The 22,905-nt window shown below is 72.3% G+C and carries 19 protein-coding genes; 12 read left to right on the forward strand and 7 right to left on the reverse strand.

Features of this window, described 5'->3' with window-relative positions; genetic code table 11:
* Window positions 1-79: 79 nt before the first annotated feature.
* Window positions 80-1,594 carry an MFS transporter gene (locus ACSBPH_RS12585; protein ID WP_442577304.1) on the forward strand — a complete coding sequence of 505 codons (1,515 nt, stop codon included), beginning with the start codon at window positions 80-82 and terminating at the stop codon, window positions 1,592-1,594.
* A gap of 2 nt (window positions 1,595-1,596) precedes the next feature.
* Here ACSBPH_RS12585 and ACSBPH_RS12590 read toward each other — a convergent pair whose 3' ends face one another.
* Window positions 1,597-3,054 carry a DUF6421 family protein gene (locus ACSBPH_RS12590; RefSeq protein ID WP_442574674.1) on the reverse strand — a complete coding sequence of 486 codons (1,458 nt, stop codon included), beginning with the start codon at window positions 3,052-3,054 and terminating at the stop codon, window positions 1,597-1,599.
* Window positions 3,055-3,205: 151 nt separating this feature from the next.
* On the opposite strand from ACSBPH_RS12590, the gene ACSBPH_RS12595 reads away from it, so the two are divergent.
* The 8 genes from ACSBPH_RS12595 to ACSBPH_RS12630 all read left to right on the forward strand — a co-directional run bounded on the left by ACSBPH_RS12595 (window position 3,206) and on the right by ACSBPH_RS12630 (window position 10,548).
* Complete coding sequence (locus tag ACSBPH_RS12595; RefSeq protein ID WP_442577305.1) at window positions 3,206-3,697, forward strand: Lrp/AsnC family transcriptional regulator; 492 nt, start codon at window positions 3,206-3,208, stop codon at window positions 3,695-3,697.
* Between the two features lie 9 nt (window positions 3,698-3,706).
* Window positions 3,707-4,684 (forward strand): diacylglycerol/lipid kinase family protein, encoded by a 978-nt coding sequence (locus ACSBPH_RS12600; protein ID WP_442574675.1) that lies wholly within the window; start codon window positions 3,707-3,709, stop codon window positions 4,682-4,684.
* Between the two features lie 64 nt (window positions 4,685-4,748).
* Complete coding sequence (locus tag ACSBPH_RS12605) at window positions 4,749-5,102, forward strand: PadR family transcriptional regulator (protein ID WP_442574676.1); 354 nt, start codon at window positions 4,749-4,751, stop codon at window positions 5,100-5,102.
* A complete protein-coding gene (locus ACSBPH_RS12610; protein ID WP_442574677.1) occupies window positions 5,099-5,965 on the forward strand; it encodes a hypothetical protein in 867 nt (288 codons plus the stop codon). The genes ACSBPH_RS12605 and ACSBPH_RS12610 overlap by 4 nt, the downstream gene beginning before the upstream one ends.
* Window positions 5,966-6,215: 250 nt before the next feature.
* Window positions 6,216-7,367 (forward strand): sensor histidine kinase, encoded by a 1,152-nt coding sequence (locus ACSBPH_RS12615; RefSeq protein ID WP_442574678.1) that lies wholly within the window; start codon window positions 6,216-6,218, stop codon window positions 7,365-7,367.
* The gene (locus tag ACSBPH_RS12620) at window positions 7,364-8,002 is read left to right on the forward strand and encodes a response regulator (protein WP_442574679.1); all 639 of its coding nucleotides are present in this window, start codon (window positions 7,364-7,366) and stop codon (window positions 8,000-8,002) included. Before ACSBPH_RS12615 ends, ACSBPH_RS12620 begins: the two co-directional genes overlap by 4 nt.
* A 231-nt stretch (window positions 8,003-8,233) precedes the next feature.
* A complete protein-coding gene (locus ACSBPH_RS12625; protein WP_442574680.1) occupies window positions 8,234-9,088 on the forward strand; it encodes an ABC transporter ATP-binding protein in 855 nt (284 codons plus the stop codon).
* Window positions 9,085-10,548 (forward strand): FtsX-like permease family protein, encoded by a 1,464-nt coding sequence (locus ACSBPH_RS12630; protein ID WP_442574681.1) that lies wholly within the window; start codon window positions 9,085-9,087, stop codon window positions 10,546-10,548. Before ACSBPH_RS12625 ends, ACSBPH_RS12630 begins: the two co-directional genes overlap by 4 nt.
* 362 nt (window positions 10,549-10,910) lie before the next feature.
* Here ACSBPH_RS12630 and ACSBPH_RS12635 read toward each other — a convergent pair whose 3' ends face one another.
* A complete protein-coding gene (locus tag ACSBPH_RS12635) occupies window positions 10,911-11,426 on the reverse strand; it encodes a hypothetical protein (RefSeq protein WP_442574682.1) in 516 nt (171 codons plus the stop codon).
* Between the two features lie 66 nt (window positions 11,427-11,492).
* Here ACSBPH_RS12635 and ACSBPH_RS12640 point away from each other — a divergent pair, with 66 nt between their 5' ends.
* Window positions 11,493-12,125, forward strand: a complete 633-nt coding sequence (locus ACSBPH_RS12640; RefSeq protein WP_442574683.1) for a 2-phosphosulfolactate phosphatase — start codon at window positions 11,493-11,495, stop codon at window positions 12,123-12,125.
* Between the two features lie 196 nt (window positions 12,126-12,321).
* Here the strand turns inward: ACSBPH_RS12640 and ACSBPH_RS12645 are convergent, their stop codons facing one another.
* From ACSBPH_RS12645 to ACSBPH_RS12655, 3 genes are all read right to left on the reverse strand, one after another.
* Window positions 12,322-12,813, reverse strand: a complete 492-nt coding sequence (locus ACSBPH_RS12645) for a SprT-like domain-containing protein (RefSeq protein WP_442574684.1) — start codon at window positions 12,811-12,813, stop codon at window positions 12,322-12,324.
* A 30-nt stretch (window positions 12,814-12,843) separates the two neighbouring features.
* Window positions 12,844-13,365 carry a hypothetical protein gene (locus ACSBPH_RS12650; RefSeq protein ID WP_442574685.1) on the reverse strand — a complete coding sequence of 174 codons (522 nt, stop codon included), beginning with the start codon at window positions 13,363-13,365 and terminating at the stop codon, window positions 12,844-12,846.
* Window positions 13,366-13,528: 163 nt separating this feature from the next.
* Complete coding sequence (locus ACSBPH_RS12655; protein ID WP_442574686.1) at window positions 13,529-14,395, reverse strand: spermidine synthase; 867 nt, start codon at window positions 14,393-14,395, stop codon at window positions 13,529-13,531.
* 403 nt (window positions 14,396-14,798) lie between these two features.
* Here ACSBPH_RS12655 and ACSBPH_RS12660 point away from each other — a divergent pair, with 403 nt between their 5' ends.
* Both ACSBPH_RS12660 and ACSBPH_RS12665 read left to right on the forward strand, forming a co-directional pair.
* Entirely contained in the window at window positions 14,799-15,554 is a 756-nt protein-coding gene (locus ACSBPH_RS12660) for a 5-oxoprolinase subunit PxpA (RefSeq protein ID WP_442574687.1), read from the forward strand.
* Window positions 15,551-17,272 (forward strand): 5-oxoprolinase/urea amidolyase family protein, encoded by a 1,722-nt coding sequence (locus ACSBPH_RS12665; RefSeq protein WP_442574688.1) that lies wholly within the window; start codon window positions 15,551-15,553, stop codon window positions 17,270-17,272. Before ACSBPH_RS12660 ends, ACSBPH_RS12665 begins: the two co-directional genes overlap by 4 nt.
* An 86-nt stretch (window positions 17,273-17,358) precedes the next feature.
* On the opposite strand, the gene ACSBPH_RS12670 is transcribed toward ACSBPH_RS12665, so the two are convergent.
* Window positions 17,359-19,962, reverse strand: coding sequence for a DUF4062 domain-containing protein (locus ACSBPH_RS12670; RefSeq protein ID WP_442574689.1), 2,604 nt, complete (start codon window positions 19,960-19,962; stop codon window positions 17,359-17,361).
* A 50-nt stretch (window positions 19,963-20,012) separates the two neighbouring features.
* Window positions 20,013-22,637, reverse strand: coding sequence for a DUF4062 domain-containing protein (locus tag ACSBPH_RS12675; RefSeq protein WP_442574690.1), 2,625 nt, complete (start codon window positions 22,635-22,637; stop codon window positions 20,013-20,015).
* Window positions 22,638-22,905 lie beyond the last annotated feature (268 nt).

Below are 22,905 nucleotides of genomic sequence, written 5' to 3' on the forward strand. Positions count from 1 at the left end.
CCGTTACCCTCGCTTCATGGCCTCCGACAACGGTGACGTGGCCGCCTCGCCCACGACCGTGCTCGCCCCTCCGGGCGGCATGCGCATCTTCGTGCAGGTCCTGATCAACACGGCCGCCGCCAACATCACCACGAGCTTCCTCTGGTTCGCCCTCACCTTCTGGGCCTACCTCGAGACGAAATCGGTCCTCGCCACGGGCGTGATCGGCGGCGTCTACATGCTGCTCATCGCCCTCTTCGGGATGCTCTTCGGCACCGTCGTCGACCGCCACCGCAAGCACCGGGTCATGGTGCTCTCCGGCTTCGTCACGCTCGCGGCCTTCCTCATCGCGGGCGCCATGTGGCTCGCGCTCGGCGAATCCACGCTCATCGACCTCGGCCAGCCCTGGTTCTGGATCTTCTCGGCGATCATCCTCGCTGGCGCCGTCGTCGAGAACCTCCGCAGCATCGCCCTCTCGACCACCGTGACGCTGCTCGTGCCCGTCGAACGGCACGCGAACGCGAACGGTCTCGTCGGCACCGTGCAGGGCATGGCCTTCATGGTCACGAGCATCTTCAGCGGCCTCGCCATCGGCCTCCTCGGAATGGGCTGGACACTCGCGATCGCGCTGGTCCTGACGGCGGCGGCGCTCGTCCACCTTCTCTTCATCCGCATCCCCGAGGCGCAGCCGGCGGCGTCGGGGGAACGGATGCCTCTCATCGACCTCCGCGGGAGCATCCGCGCTGTCGGAGCGGTCTCGGGGCTGTTCGCCCTCATCATCTTCTCGACGCTCAACAACCTCATCGGCGGCGTCTACATGGCGCTCATGGACCCGTACGGGCTCACGCTGTTCCCCGTCGAGTGGTGGGGCGTCGTGCTCGGCGTCACGGCGACGGGATTCATCATCGGCGGCGGTCTGGTCGCGAAGTTCGGCCTCGGCAAGAACCCCATCCGCACGATGCTGTTCTTCGTCATCGTCATGGGCCTGCTGGGAAGTCTCTTCACGATCCGGGAGTGGTGGTGGCTCTACGCGCTCGGCATCTGGCTGTACATGTGCCTCATCCCGGTCGTCGAGGCGTCGGAGCAGACCGTCATCCAGCGCGTCGTGCCGTACGCCACGCAGGGGCGCGTCTTCGGCTTCGCGCAGGCGTTCGAGGCGGCGGCAGCGCCCATCACCGCGTTCCTCATCGCACCCCTCGCGCAGTTCTGGATCATCCCGTACATGAACTCCGAAGAGGGCCAGCAGACGTGGGGATGGCTTCTCGGCGAAGGCGAGGCGCGGGGGATCGCGCTCGTGTTCCTCATCTCGGGCCTCGTCATGGTCGTCATCGCGGCGCTCGCGTTCACGACGCGCTCCTACCGCATCCTGTCGCGGGAGTACGAGACGGGCGAGACCGGCGACGCCGCGCACCAGACCGAAGTCGCCGGGGCGATGCCGTCACCGGCGCAGGCGCGCGGGGGAGAGGCATCCGCCGAGATCGCGTCGCCGGGGCAGGCGAACCGAGACAGCGGATCCGCCGAGATCGCGACGCCGGTGCAGGAGCGCGGGGGAGAGGCATCCGTCGACCTCACGTCGTCGGGAGCGAAGCGCGCCGCCCCCGACGAGCGTGCGTGAGGTCAGTCGGTGCCGCGGATGCCGGAGGTCGACTCGATGACGGGACGCATCTTCTTCTCGAGCGCCTCGTAGAACATCGACAGCGGAAACTCGTCGTCGAGGACGGCGTCGGTGTAGCCCTTCGGCGCGCCGGCGAGCACCTCGTCCGAGAGCCCTCGCGCCCAGACCGACGCGGGGTTCGGCGTCAGGGTGCCGCGCACGAGGTCGTACGCCGCGAGCCAGTGCGCGGTCTTCGGGCGGTCGATCGAGCGCCAGTACAGCTCGTCGATCGCATCGCCGAGCGCCATCACCGCAGCTGGGACGTCGTCCCAGTCGAAGGCGAGCGACGTGTCGGTCCAGTGCAGCACGTTGCGCTGGTGCAGCCACGCGAACAGCAGCTGACCGCCGAGACCGTCGTAGTTGCGCACGCGCGAGCCCGTGATCGCGAAGCGGAAGATCCGGTCGAAGATCACCGCGTACTGCACGAGCTTCGCGTGCTCGAGCATCGAGCCCTCGGCGTCGGTGAGCGCCTCGCCCGACTCGAGCCGCGCGCGCAGGCGCTGCTCGATCGCGACGCACTCGCGGAAGGCCGTGAGATCGCACCGCAGCTCCTCCAGCGAGTAGAGGAAGTACGGCATCCGCTGCTTGATCATGAACGGATCGAACGGCAGGTCGCCGCGCATGTGTGTGCGGTCGTGGATGATGTCCCACATGACGAACGTGCGCTCGGTGAGCGCCTGGTCGTCGAGCATCGCGGCCGCCTCGGCGGGCAGCTCGAGCTTCGTGATCTCGGATGCCGCGCGCACGACGCGGCGGTAACGGGCTGCCTCGCGGTCCTGGAAGATCGCGCCCCACGTGAAGGCGGGGATCTCGCGCATCGCGACCGTCTCGGGGAAGAGCACGGCCGAGTTCGTGTCGTACCCCGGCGTGAAGTCGACGAGCCGCAGCGAGACGAAGAGCTTGTTGCCGTAGTCGCCGGCCTCGAGCTGTGCGATGAACTCCGGCCAGATGACCTCGACGATCAGCGCTTCGATGAAGCGGTTGGACGAGCCGTTCTGCGTGTACATGGGGAACACGACGAGGTGACGGATGCCGTCGATCCGGTGCTGCTGCGGCTGGAAGGCCGCGAGCGAGTCGAGGAAGTCGGGCACGCCGAAGCCGCCGTCGGCCCAGCGCTCGAAGTCGTCGCGCGACGCGGCGAGGTAGTCGGCGTCGTGCGGGAAACGCGGAGCGAGCTCGCGGATGGCCGTCACGATGACCTCGACGCACACGCGCGCCTCGGCGTGATCGGCAGGGTCGGGCACGGAGCCGTCCTGCGCCTGCATCGTCTGCAGCGTCGTCGCCGCGTCCTTGAGGCGGTGCCATGCGGCGCTCGCCTCGACGCCCGCCGCGCCGGCGGTCTGCCGGAGGGCGTCCTCCACGACCTCGGGCTCGCCGACGATCGCCTGCACCGCACCTTCGTGCATGTGGCTGATGGACATGGAAACCTCCGATCGAAGATCAGGAAACGGATGACTCGCCGATTCTACGGAATCCTTCCGGCAAAGGCGATCTAGCGCAGGAATACTTCCGGCAAAGGAGTTCGGCGCTGATAGCCTCGCCCTCGTGAGCACGGAAGACCCGTTGGACGCGATGCCGCCCGCCCGCGTCGACGATCCGGTCGACGCCGGCATCATCCGCGAGGTCTCGCGCGACGGCCGGGCGACCCTCGGCGACATCTCCCGGAACGTCGGGCTCTCGGTCTCGGCCGTGCAGGCACGGCTGCGGCGACTCGAGGCGAGGGGAGTCATCGTCGGCTACCGCGCGGTGCTCGACGCCGAGGCCGTCGGTCGGCCGCTCGCCGCGTTCATCGAGATCACGCCGCTCGACCCCGCGCAGCCGGACAACGCGCCGGAGCTTCTCGAGCACCTGACGGCGATCGAGGCGTGCCACTCCATCGCGGGCGACGCGAGCTACATGCTGTTCGTGCGGGTGGCGACGCCGCGCGACCTCGAGGCGCTGATCCGCGACATCCGTCTCGCCGCCGCCGTGCGCACGCGCACGACCGTCGTCCTGCAGACGTTCTACGAGAACAGGCCGATCGTCCCCGCGCAAGAGGACGACGCCTCGCCCCGCGATCGATAGCCTCACCCCATGCCCGAACCGTCGACGCCCCTGCCACCGCGACCGACGGGAGCCGGAGTGTTCATCGTGCGCAATCCGCAATCCGGTCGTGATGTCATCCGGCGCGATCCGTCCGACATCATCGCCGAGCGTCTTCCCGACGCACGCGTGCACGAGCTTCGCGACGACGAGACGCTGGCCGACGTCGTCTCCGACGCCGTCGCCGGTGACGACCCGCCCGCCGTCCTGGGCGTGCTCGGCGGCGATGGCTCCGTGTCGCGCATGGCGCATCAGGCGCGTCGCCACGGCCTACCGCTGCTCGTGCTCCCCGGTGGGACCTTCAACCACTTCGCCCGATCGATCGGCGTCGACACGGTCGATGCGGCCATCGATGCGCTCGTCGCCGGTGAAGGCATGCCGGTCACCGCCGCCGAGGTCTCTACCGGCGCGGGGGAGCCCGTCACGGTGCTCAACGCCGTCTCGGTCGGCACCTACCCGCAGGTCATCGCCGAGCGCGAAGACCGCATGGACCGCATGGGCAAGTGGCTCGGCGGCGTCGCGGCCACGTGGCGCGCGCTGCGGGATGCCGTGCCCGTCGTCATCGCGCAGGAGGGACGTCGCGCCAAGGTGTGGTCGGTCTTCGTGAGCGTCGGCCGCAACGCGCCGGACCGCGTCGCCATGATGCAGCGGCAGACGGTCCACGACCCCCTCCTCGACGTGCGCATCCATCATGCGCGCGGATCGAGGCTGCGTGCAGTGGCCTCGCTCGCCTTCGGTCGCCGGACGATCGCGATCCTCCGGGCCGTCGGGCTCATGCCGCCGGATTCGGATGTCGAGCGCCTCGTCGTGCGGGAGTTCACCGTCGCCGTGCGCACGCCGGACGGTGCGCCGTCGGTGTACGTGCACGACGGCGAGCTCGAAGAACAGGCGCCCGCCGGCTACCGATTGCACTGCGTCGTCGTGCCGGACGCCGTGCGGGTCTACGCGCCGACGAGCGCGCAGACGTGAGGGATCGCGGCATCCGCATATCTTCCTATTGACAATGGGAAGATATCTGCCCATACTTTCGATCATGAGACGACGCGCGGGCACCCTGCTTCCCCTCGAGGTGGAGATCCTCGACGCGGCGCTGCGCCTGCGGCGCACGGGCGACGACCACTTCCACGGGTTCGCGCTCGCGAAGACGCTCGCGGGCGACGGGTCGACCCTCACGGCGCACGGCACCCTCTACAAGGCGCTCGGCAGGCTCGAGAAAGCGGGCCTGCTCGAGAGCGAGTGGGAGGATGCCGCGGCCGCCGAGGCCGAGGGCCGCCCGCGTCGGCGTCTCTACGGCGTGACGGGCGCGGGTCAGCTCGCGCTCGCCGTGCACCGGGCCGAGACGAGCCAGGTCGCCCCCGTCGGGCGCGCTGCCTGGGAGGCGCTGTGAGCGCCACGATCGTCCCGAGCCGCAATACCGAAGGCGACCGCGCGGCACAGGCCGCGGCATCCGTCGCCCGGAAATGGGTCTGCTGGTACGCCGGATTCGTGGGCACGGAGGCGGCCGAGCGCCGACGCGCCGAGATCGACTCCGACCTCTGGGAGCAGCAGGCCGATGCGCGACAGGCCGGACGGCGATCCCTCGCCGTCGCGGGCTCGATCGCGTGGCGGGTCGTGGGCGGCATGCCCGACGACCTGCTGTGGGTACGAACACAACGCCTGGCTATGCGGGGTCAGCGGGCCGATCGAAAGGCATCCGCCATGAACACTCTCGGACACTCCGTCGCCCGCTGGTGGTGGGTCGTCGGCGCAGCGATGCTCGCCGCGCTCTTCCTCTGGATCGGGATCGACAACCTCGTCGGCGAGTACGCGCCTCTTCCCGCGGCCGCGGCTCAGTGCTTCATCTACCTCACCGTCCTGGTCGTCGGGATCGTGCTGCGCGTCAGGGCGCCCCGACTGTCGGCCGTGCTCATCGCGGCGGCATCGCTTCCCGTGGTGATGGCCTGGTGGGCGCCGCTCATCGTGGCCCTCGGGCTCGTGACCTTCGTCGGCGCGATCATCGAGGTGGTGCGCCGGAGCGCCGCGGGGGCCCTTCCGCGCATCGGAGCCGCGGCCGGCACGCTTCTCGTGGGCGCCGCGGCGATCCTTCCGGTTCTCGGCCTCGAGCCCGACCCCGCCACCTCTGTGCCGCTCGCCGTCGCGGGCGCCGTCGTCGCAGCGGCCGCCGGGATCACTCTCCTCGTCCTGACGCGGTCGCACGCGCCGCAGCCGGCTGCGGCGGTGGAGAGCCCCGCCCCGAGCCTCGTCGCCTGACTCCGACGCTCGTCCGCTGACCTCGCGAGGGCACTGCCCTCGCGCCCCGACCCGGCACGGCCGCGGCTCCGCCGCGACCCCGCACGTGCCGGCCGCGGTCCGGGATGCCCCTCGGCACGGCATCCCGGACCGCGTACCCCTGCGCAGGGTCGACGTACCCCTGCCGCAGGTCGACGTACTCCTCCCGGAGGACCGGGATACATCGGGCGACGGATGCCGCGGCATCCGTCCTCCCGTAGCGTGAGGGGCGATGTTCCGCCCGCTCCTGCCCTACCAGATCGTGGTCGACGTCGTCGTGGCGGGGCTGTTCGCCGCGGTCGCCGCGCCGCTCGAGCTCGCGCTCGGCCGCGCGACCGACAGCAACGCCCTCGGCACGGCGCTCGTGACCGTGATCTTCGCAGCCGCTCTCGCCGTTCGACGGCTCTCGCCCGCGCTGTCGCTGGGGCTCGCGTGGCTCGGGGCCTTCGTGCAGATGAGCTTCGGGCGCACCCCGGGTTTCAGCGACCTCGCGATCTTCGCGGTGCTCTACGTCACCGCCGCCTACGGGTCGCGCCTCGTCTTCTGGCTGGGCTTCTCGTCGGCCATCGTCGGGGCCGGCGTCATCACGCTCTACCTCTTCGCCGGCCCCGTCACGATGGCGCCGCTCCAATGGTCGACGATCACGACGGCCGCCGCCGTGCTCATCGCGGCGACCTTCGCCCTGCTTCTCGCCTGGACCGTCGGGGCGCTCGTGCGCACCGCGCTGCGCGCCCGCGAGAACCGCGACGCGCAGCGCCGTGCCGAGGCGGAGACGGTCGCGGAGCAGGAACGCGTGCGCATCGCGCGCGACATGCACGACGTCGTCGCCCATTCGCTCGCGGTCGTGATCGCCCAGGCCGACGGGGCGCGGTATGCCGCGGCATCCGATCCCGCTGTCGCACCGGCGGCGCTCGGCACGATCTCGTCGACCGCTCGATCAGCGCTCGCGGACGTGCGGCTGCTGCTGTCGCAGCTGCGGCACAGCGAGGGCGACGGGCCGCAGCCGACGCTCGCCGACCTCGAGGAGCTCTACGCGCAGGTGCGCTCGGCAGGGGTTGATCTGCGTGTCGACGTCGATCCGGCGCCTCCCGGCGACGCACCCGCCGCGGTGCAGCTCGCCGTCTACCGCATCCTGCAGGAGGCGCTCACCAACGCGCTCCGCCACGGCGACGGCGGGGTCGTCGGGGTGCGGATCGCCTGGCTGGGCGACCACGTCGAGCTCTCGGTGCGCAACGGCACGAGGACGGATGCCGCGCCCGGCGCGGGGCACGGCCTCATCGGCATGCGCGAGCGCGCCCAGCTCGCCGGCGGATCGCTCTGGGCCGAGTCGTCGGAAGGCGCCTTCGTCGTGCGCGCCGAGGTGCCGATCGGGACGCCGGCGTGATCCGCGTCGCACTGGTCGACGATCAGGCGCTGTTCCGCGCGGGGATCCGGATGCTGGTCGACTCGCAGGCCGACCTCGAGGTCGTGGGCGAGGCATCCGACGGCCGCGAAGCCCTCGGCGTCGTGCGGGCCGCCCGACCCGACGTCGTGCTCATGGACATCCGCATGCCCGTGCTCGACGGCCTCGCCGCGACGGCGGAGCTGCTGCGCGACGACGATCCGCCGCGGATCGTCATGCTCACGACGTTCGATCTCGACGAGGCCGCGGCGCGCGCGATCCGCCAGGGTGCCAGCGGCTTCCTCCTGAAGGACGCCGAGCCCGAGTTCCTGCTCGCCGCGATCCGCACGGTGCACGCGGGGTCGGCCGTGATCGCGGCATCCGCGACCCGCGACCTTTTCGCCCATTTCACGGATGCCGCGCCGAAGCCCGTGCCGCCCGTCTACCTCGAGCTGACCGAACGCGAGCGCGAGATCTTCGCCCTGGCCGCGCGGGGCCTGTCCAACGCCGAGATCGCGGCGCGCGAGTTCCTCTCGGAGGCGACCGTCAAGACGCACATCAGCCGGATCCTCACCAAGCTCGGGCTGCGCGACCGCGTGCAGTTGGTGGTCTTCGCCTTCGAGCACGGGCTGGTCTGAGCGGTCGTTTCGTGGGCCGGCGTTGGCCGGTCGGTGGGTTTGCCGGCGTTGGCCGGTCGGCGGCGTTGCCGGGCGCTGGCCGGCCGGTGGCGCTGCCGGCGCTCGCCTCGCGCTCCCGGCGCTCGCCTCGCGCTGTGCCTCTCGCGTCGCACCCGGGATCATCCTCCAGATGTACGCGGATGCCTCTCGCGGCCGACGCGGCGGCCGGTGCCCGATTCCTAGCGTCGAAGCATGCACATCTCATCCACCGACCTCGGCCTCGCGGCCCGGGTGCAGCAGCTGACCAAGAGCTACGGATCGGGCGAGGGCGAGGTCACGGCGCTCGACGACGTGAGCGTCGGCATCCGACGCGGCGAGTTCACCGCGATCATGGGACCCTCCGGGTCGGGCAAGTCGACGCTCATGCACATCATGGCGGGCCTCGACGCGCCGACCCGCGGGCGCGCGTGGATCGGCGACACCGAGATCACCGGTCTCGGCGACCTCGAGCTCACGATCCTTCGCCGCCGCCGCGTCGGCTTCGTCTTCCAGTCCTTCAACCTCGTGCCGACGCTCGACGCGCTCGGCAACATCCTCCTGCCCTTCGACCTCGACGGTCGTCGTCCGTCGGCCCTCGAGCGCGCCCGCATCGACGGGCTCGTCGAGAGCCTGGGCCTCGGCTCGCGGCTGCGCCATCGCCCGCATCAGCTCTCCGGAGGGCAGCAGCAGCGCGTCGCGATCGCCCGCGCCCTCGCGACAGCCCCCGACCTCGTCTTCGCCGACGAGCCGACGGGCAACCTCGACTCGCGGACGGGCCGGGAGGTGCTCACGCTCCTGCAGACCGCGAGCCGCGAGCACGGCCAGTCGATCGCGATGGTCACGCACGACCCGATCGCGGCGAGCCACGCCGACCGCGTGCTCTTCCTGGGCGACGGCCGGATCACGGCCGACAAGCCCCGCCTCACCGCGGAGGAGATCTCGGCCTACATGCTCGCCGCCGAGCGCGGCACGGCGGTCACTGCAGCGGGGGGTGCGGCCGGCCAGGATGCCGCCGGCCGCGCGGCGACCGCGACCGCCGCGACCGCGAGCGCCGAGGTGCCGGCATGACCGCGGTGGCTGTGGATACGCGGATGCCGCGGGCCGAGGCATCCGCTCGCCTCGCGTGGCTCCGCGAGCGCGGTATGGGGGCGAGCATCCTCGTCGCCGCGCTGTCGAGCGCCTTCGGCGTCGTGCTGATCTCGGCCACGGGCTTCATCGGCGCGATGCTCAGCGCCGACCCGTACGTCGGCGACAGCGAGACGCTCGCATTCGTGCTGAGCTTCCTCACGACGCTGCTCGTCGGGGTCGCGGTGTACGTCGCGGCGATCGTCACGGCGAACACGTTCTCGACGGTGGTCGCGGGGCGCACCCGCCAAATCGCGCTCCTGCGGCTCATCGGCGCCTCGGCACGGTCGCAGCGCGGCGAGGTCGCCCGGCAGGGGCTCGTCGTGGGCGTGATCGGCGCCGTGCTCGGACTCGTCGCAGGCACGGCGCTCGCGGCGGCCGGCGTGCAGCTGATGACGGCCCTCCTCGGGTTGCGCGGGGTGTCGTACGCCATCGTGCACGGGGCGCTCCTGCTCCCCGCGGCGATCGTCGCGCTCACGACGTGGGCTGCCGCCTGGGCGGGCTCGCGCCGCGTGCTGACCGTGACGCCGTTGCAGGCGCTCGGCGGCTCGGTCGAGGCATCCCACCAGACGATCGCGCACCGCACCGCGCGCAACGTCGTCGCGATCGTGCTCTTCGCGATCGGCGGCGGACTCCTCGCGCTCGGTATCGTCGCGGGGCTCTACACGCCCCTCGGCGTCGTGATCGCGTTCGTCGGGGGGATCTTCTCCTTCACGGGGCTCGCTCTCGGCGCGACGCTGATCATGCCGCCCATCCTGCGGCTCGTCGGACGCGCGTTCGGCTCGTCGGCGACGGCGCGGCTCGCGGCGGAGAATGCGCTTCGCTATCCCGAGCGGTCGAGCCGCATGGCGATCGGCGTCGTCATGGGGGTCACGCTCGTGACGATGTTCGCCGTCGCCCTCGAGTCGGTGAAGGCCGTGCTCACGATGTCGGGTGGCGGAGTGCTGCCCACCGAGATGTCGACGCTCATCGACACGTTCGGCGCGATCATGATGAGCCTCGTCGCCGTGTCGGCGGTCATCGCGGGCGTCGGGCTCGTCAACCTCCTGACCCTCGGCGTCGTGCAGCGGCGCCGCGAGCTCGGCCTGCTGCGCGCAATGGGACTCTCGAACCGGCAGGTGCGCCGCGTCGTGCTGCTCGAGGCGGCGCACATCACGATCGCGGCGCTCGCCACGGGTCTCGTGCTCGGCATCGCCTATGGCTGGGCCGGCGCGCAGTCGCTCCTCGGATCGGTGCCGATCGACCCCGTGACCCCGCGGACCATGAACTTCGTGGCCCCGGCCGTTCCCTTCTGGCCGCTCGTCATCGTCGTCGCCGCGACGGCGCTGCTGACCCTCGTCGCCGCGGTCGTGCCGACGCGCCTGGCGACCCGCGTGGCGCCCGTCGAGGCCCTCGCGGAGTAGAGGGGGGACGGATGCCGGATGCCGCGGCCCGGCTTCGGCCGCGGCATCCGTCCGTCTTTCCTGCCGATGTCGTCGAGCCTCGTGCCGATGTGGCCGAGTTGCCACAAGATCGCGCAACTCGGCGTCGGTTTGCCACATTGAGTGGCAACTCGGCGTGTGGAGGGACGGGGGAGGAAGACGGGGATGGGGAGGGGGGAGAGGATGCCGCGGCCCGGCTTCGGCCGCGGCGTCCGTCCCTCTTTCCTGCCGATGTGATCGAGCCTCGTGCAGATGTCGCCGAGTTGCCACAAGATCGCGCAACTCGGCGTCGGTTTGCCACATCGAGTGGCAACTCGGCGCGAAGGGCCCAGCAGCGCCCGAGCTCAGGCGGCGAGAGGCTCGTCGGGCTCGGGGTCGTGCGCCCACGTCGGGGCGAGGGCGCGGATCCGCGCGGCGCGCCACTGCCACACAGTCCACAGCACGGGCCAGAGGGCGGGAGCGGTGGGTCCGCCGATCACGAGCCGGTCGCGCCACAGCGTGCGCGAGGGATCGCCCGGCGCCTGCGAAATCGCCATCTGGTGGTCCCACACGTCGAGGCTCGACATCGGCCCGGTGAGCGGGATGCCGCTGTCGCGGAAGATCCGCACCGTGCCGTGCTGATCCTCGGTGACGCGCTCGCTCATGTGGATGAGCTGCCGCCCCATGGGCACGAGCCCCATCGCGCTCAGCTGCACCGGAACGTCGTCGCCGGGCGACCACGACGTCGGCAGCCCGTTCGGCACGAGCGGATCGAGCTCCATCAGCGGACCGTAGAGCTCCGCGACGGCCCGCGGCGAGTGGACGGCCCGCCACGCGGCATCCGCATCGCAGTCGATCACAAGCTTGAGCAGCACCCTCATGCGCCCAGTCTCGCACCGCGCGCCCCGCAATTCTGGGGCTTGCGCACCCCGGCTTAGGCTGTCGGGGTGTCGTCGCCGCAGCATCCGTTCGCCCAGTCCGCGTACCAGGTGCGCTTCGAGTGGGGCGTCGACGGCCTCGCCCGTCTCGCGCCGTCCGACGTCGTCGTCGTCGTCGACGTGCTGCGCTTCTCGTCGACGGTCATCCAGGCGCTCGAGCGGGGCGAGACGATGGCGACGGATGCCGCGTCCCGCGCAATCTCGATCAACGGCGTCGCGGTAGCCGAGGCGGCTTCCGGCCTCGTGCTGCTCGGCGCGCTGCGCAACGCTTCGGCGGTCGCCGATGCCGTGCTCGCGGAGCAGGAGCGCCGCGGCGTCCGCACGAGTGTCGCCGTCATCGCCGCCGGCGAGCTCACCTCCCGTGAGCCCGGGGCGCCGCTGCGGTTCGCCGTGGAAGACCTCTTCGGCGCCGGCGCGATCATCGCCGCCCTCTCAGACCGAGGCATCGACCACTCCTCACCGGAGGCGGCCGCGGCCGCCGAGGCGTTCCGGCCGCTGCGCGGCGCGATGCGGCATCTTCTCACCGCGAGCGGATCGGGCCGCGAGCTCGCCGACCGGATCGACGAGGTGCACGCGGCGGCCGCGGTCGACGCCTCGAGGGTCGTCCCCGTGCTGCGCGACGGGACGTTCGCCGCCCTCTAGGCGGCCAGCCGGCGCGGCGGCTTCCTCGTGGCCGCCTCCCGCGGGACCTCAGCGCCTCGGGCCCATCCCGCCGCGCGCCGGCACAGCGGCCTCCTCGCGGAGCTTCGCACTGACGATCAGCGCGGCCGGCTCCCCGCGGCTCGCCACCTCCGCGAGCCGATCCCGCTGCCGCGTCGCCCCCCTTCAGCGCCGCCGACTAATCCCGCGGGGTCATCGCCGCGAGGCGTGTCGCCGGCGTGATCTCGCGGCGCGTCCATGTGAACAGGTGCCGCTGGTCGAACCGCGGCGCGCACTTCACGCACGACGTCGCGCGCGCCGGCCGTCGATGGCGGTAGGCGGTATGGCCCGCGGGGCAGACCCCGACCCACGGAGCGAGCTCGGTCGCCGTCTCGCCCTGGTGAGTCACGCCGCCGACGTAGCCGAGATCTCGGGCGACGGTCTTCCATCGGGGGCCGTGCGCGGCATCCGGACCCGCCAACGCGTGCGCGACCTCGTGAAGCAGCGTCTGATGGTTGGTGTCGTCGTCGTACCGCGCCGAGAGGTAGCGCGAGACGGTGATGCGCTTGCGCGAATAGTCGCAGAGCCCGGCGCGGCGCTTGGCGTTGTCGAATCCGAACGACCAGGTGTCGTCGAGGTGGGTGGCGATGAGCGCCTGCGCCCAGTGGCGCACACGTTGCAGGTCCGACATGCGAGGAAGACTAGAACAGACCTGCGACAGTCAACTGGCCACGCGGGCCCGGCGGCGATCCGCCGCATCGACCGCGAGGAGCGTCGACTGGAGCTGATCGTCGGACGCGCCCGCCTCCTGACGCAGGAACAGCGCGCGCTTGAAGTCGCGCCGCGCCGCATCGAAGTCGCCGGCCTCGTAGTGCGTCTTGCCGCGGTGCTGGTAGGCGAAGGCGGCGATGGCGCTCCACCCCTGCCCCTCCGCCTCGTGCGCGCACGTCGTGAGCTCCTGATCGGCGGCCGCGTAGGCTCCGCGGAACTGCAGCACCGAGGCGTGCAGGATGCGCGCGCGCAGCAGATCCTTGCGGGTGCCGGCCATGCGGGCGAGCCGCACCGACTGCTCCGAGAGCACGAGCGCATCGTCGAGGCGATCGAGCACCTTGAGCAGCCAGACCCGCTCGAGGAGGGCCGGAAGACTGCGCTGCTCGCCGATCTCGTCGAGGCGCTCCTTGCACTGGCGAGGGTCGATCTCCTCGCGAAGCGTATCGGGGTCGTATCCGTGGATGAAGCTCACCGTCGACTCCTCTCCGCGCTGTCCGGTTCGCTGTTCCAGTGTGCCCCGGGCCTCGGGCGGCGCTGTCCCGGCACGCCGGGGTGAGGCATCCGTCGTCGTGAAAACGACCACGCGCGGGGGCGGTTCGGGCACCCGGGTGCGCCAACTGGGCCGGGCGCCTCGGTCAGCGCTCGAAGACGGATGCCGCAGGCTTCGGCGACGGCGTCGCGTCGGCGTCGGTCGCGGGGCGGGCGGCGCGCACGAACTCGTCGAGCTCCGCGCCCTGGGCGACCTTCGCGGGGTGAGGACCTGCCGCCATGAGCCGCGGGAGCCACTCGGTCGGCAAGGGCGCAGGAGAGGCGGCGACGACGAGATTGCCGAAGCGGCGTCCCTTGAGCGTCTGCACCTCGGCGAGCACGACGACGTGCGGCAGCACCGCCCGCACCGTCGCGACCTGCCGTCGCGCGAAGGCGAGTCCCGCGCCGTCGGCGACGTTGATGAGGAGCACGCCTTCGGGGGCCAGCAGCCGCGCGGCGGCCGTGTAGAACTCGATCGTCGTGAGGTGGGCAGGGGTCTGCGCGCCCGAATACACGTCCGACACGAGGAGGTCGACGGCCCCGATGAGGGCGGCCGGCAGGCGCGAGAGCCCCTCCCGCGCGTCGCCGATGCGGATGCGGATCGCGGCGCCCTTCGGCAGCGGCAGGTGCTCCCGCACGAGCCCGGTGAGCGCCGGCTCGAGCTCGATGACCTGCTGCCGCGAGCCGGGCCTCGTCGCCTCGACGTAGCGCGGAATGGTCAGGGCCCCGGCGCCCAGGTGCACGGCGGTGAGGGGCTGCCGCGGCATCCGGAGCTGGTCGATGACGGCGCCCATCCGCGCGACGTACTCGAAGTGCAGGTGGGTGGGGTCGTCGAGGTCGACGTGGGACTGCGGCGTGCCGTCGACGATGAGCTCGTACCCGTTGGCGTACTCGGACGGGAGGATGCGGGCCAGCGTGCCGTCCGCGAGGCGCGCCTGCGGATGCTCGCTCGGTTCCTGCCGCGCCCTGGCCATGCCCCCACGCTATCGGCAGGGCCGCGGCGCGTTCACAACTCCGGAGATCCGGGCGCCTCGGGCCGGTGTTGAGGTCAACATCGGTCCCGGCCGCACAGTTTTTCCGGAGTTGTGAGCGCCGACCGGCGGCGACGACGACCCGGGAGGTCTGGGCGCCTCGGCCCGGCGCCGGGGCCGGCACCGGCCGCGCCTGTTCACAACTCCGGAGATCCGGGCGCCTCGGGCCGGTGTTGAGGTCAACACCGAGCCCGCCGCCGGGGGGCGACACCGGCCGCGCCTGTTCACAACTCCGGAGATCCGGGCGCCTCGGGCCGGTGTTGAGGTCAACACCGAGCCCGCCGCACCGTTTTTCCGGAGTTGTGAGCGCCGACCGCCCGACAACCCGCCGGACTACCGTGGTGGCATGCCCACGATCGACCTCAACGCCGACCTCGGCGAGACCGTCGACGGCGTCGCGACGGCCGACGACGAGGCGATGTTCGCCGTCATCTCGAGCGCCAGCGTCGCGTGCGGCGGCCACGCGGGAGACGAGGGCTCCATGCGCGAGGCCACGGGCCGGGCGGCGCGGTTCGGGGTCGCGGTCGGCGCGCATCCGTCGTATCCCGACCTCGCGGGTTTCGGCCGCCTCCGCATCGCGATCGACCCCGCCGATCTGCGGGCCGTCGTGGCCCGGCAGCTCTCGGCGCTCCTCGACGCCGGCGCCGACCTCCGCTACGTCAAGCCGCACGGCGCGCTCTACCACGCCGTCACCGTCGACGGCGCCGAGGCGCACGCCGTCGTCGCGGCCATCGCCGACGCGTCGTCGCGGCTCGGACGGGCCCTCCCCGTGCTCGGACTCGACGGCGAGATCGCGGCCGCCGCGGCGACGGCCGGGCTGCCGTTCGTGCGCGAGGCCTTCCTCGACCGGGGCTACCGGCCCGACGGATCGCTCGTCTCCCGCGGCGAGCCGGGCGCCCTCCTCGACGACCCCGCGCAGGTGGCGGCCCGCGCCGTGCGCCTCGCCCGCGAGGGCCTCGTCGAGGCCGTCGACGGGTCGCTCGTCGTGGCCGAAGCCGCATCGCTGTGCCTCCACGGCGACTCGCCTGCTGCAGTGGCGATGGCCCGCGCCGTGCGCGCGGCGCTCGACGCCGAAGCCATCGAGGTGCGCGCGCCGTGGTGAGCGACTCCGCGCCGACGCCCGCCGCGCGGCTCCTGCCGATGGGCGACCGGGCGCTCCTGGCCGAAGTCGGCTCGCTCGACGCGGTGCTCGCGCTCCACGCCGCGCTCGAGGCATCCCGTCCTCCCGGAGTCGTCGATCTCGTTCCGGCCGCCCGCACCGTCCTCGTCCGCGTCGACCCGCGCGTGCTCCCGCTCGCCGCCGCCCGAGCGTGGGTGGACCGCACGACGGCGTCGACGGATGCCGCGGCCCCCGCCGCCCGCGACGCCGACCGTGTCGAACTCGACGCCGAATACGCCGGACCCGACCTCGCCGAGACCGCGACCCTCCTCGGCCTCTCGCCCGACGCACTCGTCGCACAGCACTCCGCGGCGGAGTGGACCGTCGCCTTCACCGGCTTCGCCCCGGGCTTCGGGTATCTCGTGAGCCCCGACTGGCCGCACGACGTCCCGCGCCTGCCGAGCCCCCGCACCCGCGTGCCGGCCGGCGCGATCGGCCTCGCCGGCGCCTTCTCGGGCGCCTATCCGCGCGACACCCCGGGAGGCTGGCGGCTCATCGGGACGACTCCCGCGCTCCTCTTCGATCCGGATGCCGCGTCCCCCGCGCTTCTCGCCCCCGGAACCCGCGTGCGCTTCCGCCCGGTCCGCGCCGATGTCGTCGCCGCCCCGGGGTCGGCCGCCGTGCCCGTGCCCGGCCCAGCCGCCGCGCCCGCACCCGCACCCCCGGGCGCCGCGGGCCCCGCCCCCACACCCACACCCGCCCTCACACCCGCACCGCTGCGCGCCGCGGAACCCCCACCCGCCCCCACGCCCACCCCGGCTCCGCCCCGACCGTCGACCCAACCCGCGGCAGCCAAGGCCGTCCGCGTCGTCGAACCCGGTCTCCTCGCGACCATCCAGGACCTCGGCCGCGCGGGGGCGGCGGCGCTCGGCGTCGCGCCGTCGGGAGCGCTCGACCGCGGCGCCCTTCGAACCGCGAATCGACTCGTCGGCAACCCCGAAGGCGCCGCCGGAATCGAGGTCACGATGGGCGGCCTTCGCGCCGTCGCCGAGCACGACCTCTGGTTCGCGGTCGCGGGTGCCTGGGGACCGCTCCGGATCGACGGCCGCGAGCTCGACCCGTACGAGGCCCACGAGTGGCCCGCCGGCGGCGAGCTCCACCTCGACTGGTTCATGCACGGCGCCCGCGCCTACCTCGCCGTCCGCGGCGGCCTCGACGGCATGCCGGTGCTCGGCTCGCGCGCCTCCGACCTCCTGGCAGGACTCGGATCGGCGCCGCTCCGCGCCGGCGCGCTGGTGGGCGTGAGGGACGAGGCATCCGTCGCCATCCCCGCCCCCGCGATCTCACCCTGGGGCGCTCCGCACGACGATCTCATCGAGGTCGAGCTCGCTCCCGGACCCCGCGCCGCATGGTTCGCGCCCTCGGCCGCCCGCGACCTGTTCGAGAGCGTCTGGACCGTCAGCAACGACGCCGACCGCGTCGGCGTGCGGCTCGACGGTCCCGCGCTGGCGCGCGCCCGCGAGGGCGAGCTTCCGAGCGAGGGCATGGTGCCCGGGGCGCTGCAGGTGCCGCCGACGGGCCGGCCCACGATCCTCCTCGCCGACGGTCCCGTGACGGGCGGCTATCCCGTCATCGCGGTGGCGACGGATGCCTCGCTCGACGCGATCGCGCAGGCACGGCCCGGAACGCGCCTGCGCTTCCGGCACGCCCGGCCGAGCTGACCGCGCCACCCGCGTCACCCGAGCTGACCGCATTGGGCCGAGCTGACCGGGCCGGCCGAGCCACCCACGCAGGCCGCCCCGACCCGTCACCACTGCTGAAGCGCGGGCCCCACCCTGGCGAGGTCGGGCTCGGGGAGCGCGAGGCGAACGGCTTCGGCGAGGCTCAGATCGGCGCCGGAGCGCTCCCCGGCTGCGACGCCGTCGGGATCGCTCTCGCGGAGCGCCTCGAGGTACGGCGTGTGCACGGTGAAGGCCTCCGCGTCGAAGACGCCGATGCGGTGGCGGATCGACTCGGCGGCCTTCGCGAGGGCTCCGGCCCGCCACGCGTCGCCGCGGGCGGCGGCGATGGCGCACACGCCCTCGAGGCCGTACGCGACGCCTTCGTCGTAGTGGAGGCGGATGGACAGGTGCAGCGTCTCGACGAACTCGGCCTCGGCCTGCTCGATCTCGCCGCGGAGGAAGTTGAGGCGCGCCCGCAGGTTGCCTGCGAGCGAGGTCGTGAAGATGTCGCCGCTGGCACGGGCGACGGCTGCCGCGTCGTCGAAGCGCGACAGCGCGAGGGCGAGGTCGCCGCGCACCCAGGCCAGACGCGCGAGCGAGACGAGCGCGATCGCCTCGGCCCAGCTGTTGCCCAAGGCGCGCAGCCGGCTCACGGCCTCGGTCAGCTCGGCCTCGGCCTTCTCGACGTCGTCGGCGGACAGCTGGATGCGCGCCGTCGCGCGGGCGGCGAGCGCCATCGCCGACGCGTCGTCGTCGCCGCTCTCGGCGAAGAGCCGCACGCACTCGCCGAGGCCCGCGACGACCTGCTCGGTCGGGCGCTGCCACATCTCGCCCCACAGTGCGAAGAACCACGCGACGGCGCGCGTGTGCTGGGTGATGGGCTGCTCCTTGCCGAGCAGCTCGAGCATCCAGACGCGCACCTCGCCGAAGAAGCCCGCGATCCACCAGTAGATGAGGAGGCGCCACGTGAAGTCGCCGGCGTCGTCGAGCCGGTCGGTGTAGATGAGATGGCGCACCGCCGCCCGCAGATTGGGCAGTTCGAGCCCGAGCTCGACCACCGCCTCGGCCTGGCCCTGTCCGTTCAGCCGCGGCGCGAGGCGCGCGACGACGTCGCCGTAGTAGTCGGCGTGGGCCGCGCGCATGCGGTCGGCCTCGCCGCGTTCCTTGAGCCGGCCGAGGGCGTACTCGCGCACGATCGCGAGCAGCGAGTAGACCGAGCGGCCGGCGATCTCGGTCGAGGTCACGAGCGATCCGTCGACCAGGGCCGTGAGGGCGTCGACGGCCTGGCCGTCCCAGCTGCGGCCGCGGCCGAGGGCCTCGACGGCGTCGAGCGTGAAGCGGCGCGCGAAGACGCCGAGGTCGTCGAGGAGGTCGCGCTGCTCCTCGGGGAGGAGGCTCACGCTCCAGTCGATCGTCGCGCGCATCGTGCGGTGCCGCTCGGGAAGGTCGCGCACCGCGGCCGTGAGAAGAGGGAGGCTCTGCTCCAGGCGGTCCGCGATCGCCTGCGGAGTGAGGAAGCGCACCTTCGCGGCGGCGAGCTCGATGGCGAGGGGCAGCCCCTCGAGTCGCCGGCAGATGTCGGCGACGGCCTGCGCGTTCTCGCCCGTCAGCTCGAAGCCCGGCTTCGCCGCCTCCGCGCGGTCGGCGAACAGGGCGCACGCCGTCGAGCGACGGGCGCGCTCGAGTGAGGTCGGCAGGGCCTCGTCGGGGGTCGTCAGGGCTCCGACGTCGTAGACCTGCTCGCCGCGGATGCGCAGCACGATGCGGCTCGTCACGAGGAAGGTCGCCTGCGGAGCGAGGGCGTACAGGCGCACGAGGACGGGCGCGGCATCCACGATCTGCTCGAAGTTGTCGAGCACGACCAGCACGCGCCGCCCCTTCAGGGCGTGGGCGATGCGCTCCTCGAGGGCGGCCTCGCCGTTGTCGCGGATGTTGAGGAAGTACGCGATCGTCGGCAGCAGCAGGCTCGCCTCGAGCACGCCCTCCAGCGGCACGAAGTAGACGCCGTCCGGGAAGAGGTCGCTGCTCGAGAGCGCCGTCTCGATCGCGAGCCTGCTCTTGCCGACGCCGCCCGGTCCGATGAGGCTCACGACCCGGTGCCCCTCCGAGAGGAGCGCGCGCACCGCGCCGAGGTCGCGCTCGCGTCCGATCGTCGTCGTATAGGGCACGGGGATGCGTCCGACGATCGGCTCGACCGTCTCTTGAGGCTCCTCACCGCGCGGCTCGCGCGACTCGTCGAACCGTTCGGCGAGGAGGGTGGCGAGGTCGTCGGCGATGCGGTCGTGGAGTTCTTCGGCGGTGTGGAAGGGGAGGTAGGCGGCGTGGTCGTCGGTGCGGATGCGGTCGATGAGGTCGTTGAGGCGGGGTTCGCGGTGGGGGGTGGCTTTGATGTAGATGAGTTTGGGCATCGTGGCGGGGGCGAGGTTGTATTCGTCTTCGAGTCCGCTGATGTGTTCGTCGGGGGCGACCCAGCCGTAGCTTTCGGCGTAGATGCCGATGAAGATGTCGGATTGGTCGAGGTAGGAGCGGTAGAGCTCGCGGGGTGGGTGGGGGCGGGCGCCGAGTTCGAACATGACCGGTGCCAGGCGCATGCGTTCTATGGCGGCGCGTGCGGCGGCGCGTTCGTCGGCGAGCTCGCGCAGGGTCGAGCTGACGAAGACCCGGATCCGCTGGTCGGGTGTGCGGATCACGGGCCGAGACTCCCCGGTCATGACCCCATCATCCCGCCGCAGCGCGCCGCTCACCACTGTGCGAGCGCCCGCCGCACGTCGGCGCCCGCATCGGGGAGGGCGAGCGCGTACGCCTCGGCGACGCTCATGTCGTCGCCGGCCGCCTCTCCCGCGGCGACGGCTTCGGGGTGCACCGCCCGGATCGCATCGAGCGGCTCGTGATGGGCCGCGAAGCCCTCGACGTCGTACTGGCCGACGCGCTGGCGGATCGACCCGGCGACGGCCGAGAGCGCGCCCGCCTCCCATGCGTCGCCGCGCAGCGCGGCGACGGCGCTCATGCCCTCGAGGGCGTACTGCGCCCCCTCGTCGTAGTGGAGGAGGGCCGCCAGCTCGAGCGTCCGCCGGTAGACGGCCACGGCGCCGTCCATGTCTCCGCCGAGGAGGCGCACGCGGGCGACGTTGTTGCCCGCGACGACCTGCGTGAAAGCGTCGTCCTCCCGCTCGCCGGTCGCCGAGGAGCGCTCGAAGTGCACGAGCGACTCCGCGAACTCGCCGCGGGCCAGCGCGAGAAGGCCGAGCGCGACATCCGTCAGCGCTTCGAGCCACCAGTTCCCGAGCCGGTGGAAGACCTCGCGCGCGCGCTCGACCTCGGCCTGCGCAGCGGGCATGTCGAGGTCGGGGAACCGCATCCGGGTCGAGCCTCGCGCGGCGAGGGCCATCGCCGCGGCATCCTGATCCCCGCTCTCTTCGAAGAGCCGGGATGCCTCACCGAGCCGTTCGATGACCTCTTCCGACGGCCGCCGCCACATCTCGCCCCACACGGTGAAGAAGACCGCGACCGCGCGGGTGCGGGTCGACATCGGGCGGTCCTTCGCGAGGAGCTCGAGCATCCACAGCCGCACTTCGCTGAAGAAGCCCGAGATCCACCAGTAGACGAACAGGTCCCACGCGAAGTCGCCCGCGTCGTCGAGGCGGTCGCTCCAGATGAGGTGGCGCACGGCGGCGCGGAGATTCGAGAGCTCGAGGCTGAGGAGGCGCACGGTCTCGATCTGTGCCGGCCCGCGCAGGTCGGGCGAGATCCGCCGCACGAGGTCGGAGTAGTAGTCGGCGTGTGCGCGACGCATCGCGTCGGCCTCGCCCCGGGCCTTGAGTCTCTCCACCGCGTACTCGCGGACGATCGCGAGGAGCGAGAAGGTCGAGCGCCCCGCGACGTCGACCTGTTTGACGAGGGATGCATCGACCACACCGCCGAGCGCATCGAGCACTTCGCCCTCCCACGTCCGCCCGGCGCTGACCGCCTCGACGGCGTCGAGCGTGAAGCGCGTCGCGAACACGCCGAGGTCTTCGAGGAGGTCGCGCTGGACGTCGGGGAGCAGGCTCACGCTCCAGTCGATCGCGGCGCGCATCGTGCGATGGCGTTCCGGGAGGTCGCGGGATGTCGCGGCGAGCATCGGGAGGCTCTGCTCGAGCCGCTCGTCGATCGCGGCGGGATTGAGCGCCCTGACCTTGGCGGCGGCGAGCTCGATCGCGAGGGGGAGGCCCTCCAGCCGGCGGCAGATGCTCACGACCGCCGCGACGTTGTCGTCGGTGAGAGCGAAGTCGGGGCGCACGGCCTGCGCCCGGTCGACGAACAGCGCGACCGCCGACGAGCGCTGAGCCCGATGCATCGAGGCGGGCTCGGATTCCGCGGGGGCCGACAGTGCTTCGACCTCGTAGACCTGCTCGCCGCGGATGCGCAGCACGACACGGCTCGTGACGAGGAACGTCGCGAGCGGAGCCGCGGTATAGAGGCGCACGAGGACGGGGGCGGCATCCACGATCTGTTCGAAGTTGTCGAGGACGATGAGCACCCGTCTGCCGTCGAGGGCGTGCGCGATGCGGTCCTCGAGGTCGACGGCGCCGGTGTCGCGGACGCCCAGCGAGTAGGCGATCGTCGGCAGGAGGAGGCCCGGCTCGTGCACGCCCTCCAGCAGCACGAACGAGATGCCGTCGCGGAAGAGGTCGGCGCTCGCGCGGGCGACCTCGATCGCGAGGCGGCTCTTGCCGATGCCGCCGGGACCGACGAGCGTCACGACGCGGTCGCCGCCCTTCATGAGCAGCTCGCGCACGCGACGCAGGTCGTCCTCCCGGCCGATCGTCGAGGAGTACGGCACGGGCACCTTGCCGGGTGGGGCGTCCTCGGCGACGGTCGTCGCCGTCGCCGAGTCGCGCCGGGCGGCGTCGAAGCGTTCGGCGAGGAGGGTGGCGAGGTCGTCGGCGATGCGGTCGTGGAGTTCTTCGGCGGTGTGGAAGGGGAGGTAGGCGGCGTGGTCGTCGGTGCGGATGCGGTCGATGAGGTCGTTGAGGCGGGGTTCGCGGTGGGGGGTGGCTTTGATGTAGATGAGTTTGGGCATCGTGGCGGGGGCGAGGTTGTATTCGTCTTCGAGTCCGCTGATGTGTTCGTCGGGGGCGACCCAGCCGTAGCTTTCGGCGTAGATGCCGATGAAGATGTCGGATTGGTCGAGGTAGGAGCGGTAGAGCTCGCGGGGTGGGTGGGGGCGGGCGCCGAGTTCGAACATGACCGGTGCCAGGCGCATGCGTTCGATGGCGGCGCGTGCGGCGGCGCGTTCGTCGGCGAGCTCGCGCAGGGTCGAGCTGACGAAGACCCGGATCCGCTGGTCGGGTGTGCGGATCACGGGGTGAAGGGCCCCAGCCATGACCACATCATGGCCCGGGTCATGCGGGAATGTCATGCGTCGGCATACTGTTTCTTCCTCCGGACCCGCTCGCGGGCCCGCAATCGGTGCTCCACGCGGCTATATACCGCAGCAACCAGCCCTCGTCAAGAATCACGCTGGACACGGCGCGTCGAAGGACGTATAGTAGGTAGTTGCGCTCTTGGATTCCCCCTGCCCTCATATGGTGGTCGGCTGCGCCTGCGTGTCCCCGCTTCGCTGCGGTGTGCGACGTGCAGGCATCGGGGAA

The sequence above is a fragment of the Microbacterium sp. F51-2R genome (assembly GCF_052180235.1).
Classification (GTDB): domain Bacteria; phylum Actinomycetota; class Actinomycetes; order Actinomycetales; family Microbacteriaceae; genus Microbacterium.

Excerpts from the sequence above, each read along its gene's own strand:
- ACSBPH_RS12585 (WP_442577304.1), top strand. The coding sequence starts at position 80 with ATGCGCATCTTCGTGCAGGTCCTGATCAACACGGCCGCCGCCAACATC.
- ACSBPH_RS12590 (WP_442574674.1), bottom strand. The coding sequence starts at position 3,054 with ATGTCCATCAGCCACATGCACGAAGGTGCGGTGCAGGCGATCGTCGGC.
- ACSBPH_RS12595 (WP_442577305.1), top strand. The coding sequence starts at position 3,206 with ATGCCGCCCGCCCGCGTCGACGATCCGGTCGACGCCGGCATCATCCGC.
- ACSBPH_RS12600 (WP_442574675.1), top strand. The coding sequence starts at position 3,707 with ATGCCCGAACCGTCGACGCCCCTGCCACCGCGACCGACGGGAGCCGGA.
- ACSBPH_RS12605 (WP_442574676.1), top strand. The coding sequence starts at position 4,749 with ATGAGACGACGCGCGGGCACCCTGCTTCCCCTCGAGGTGGAGATCCTC.
- ACSBPH_RS12615 (WP_442574678.1), top strand. The coding sequence starts at position 6,216 with ATGTTCCGCCCGCTCCTGCCCTACCAGATCGTGGTCGACGTCGTCGTG.
- ACSBPH_RS12625 (WP_442574680.1), top strand. The coding sequence starts at position 8,234 with ATGCACATCTCATCCACCGACCTCGGCCTCGCGGCCCGGGTGCAGCAG.
- ACSBPH_RS12630 (WP_442574681.1), top strand. The coding sequence starts at position 9,085 with ATGACCGCGGTGGCTGTGGATACGCGGATGCCGCGGGCCGAGGCATCC.
- ACSBPH_RS12635 (WP_442574682.1), bottom strand. The coding sequence starts at position 11,426 with ATGAGGGTGCTGCTCAAGCTTGTGATCGACTGCGATGCGGATGCCGCG.
- ACSBPH_RS12645 (WP_442574684.1), bottom strand. The coding sequence starts at position 12,813 with ATGTCGGACCTGCAACGTGTGCGCCACTGGGCGCAGGCGCTCATCGCC.
- ACSBPH_RS12655 (WP_442574686.1), bottom strand. The coding sequence starts at position 14,395 with ATGGCCAGGGCGCGGCAGGAACCGAGCGAGCATCCGCAGGCGCGCCTC.
- ACSBPH_RS12660 (WP_442574687.1), top strand. The coding sequence starts at position 14,799 with ATGCCCACGATCGACCTCAACGCCGACCTCGGCGAGACCGTCGACGGC.
- ACSBPH_RS12675 (WP_442574690.1), bottom strand. The coding sequence starts at position 22,637 with ATGGCTGGGGCCCTTCACCCCGTGATCCGCACACCCGACCAGCGGATC.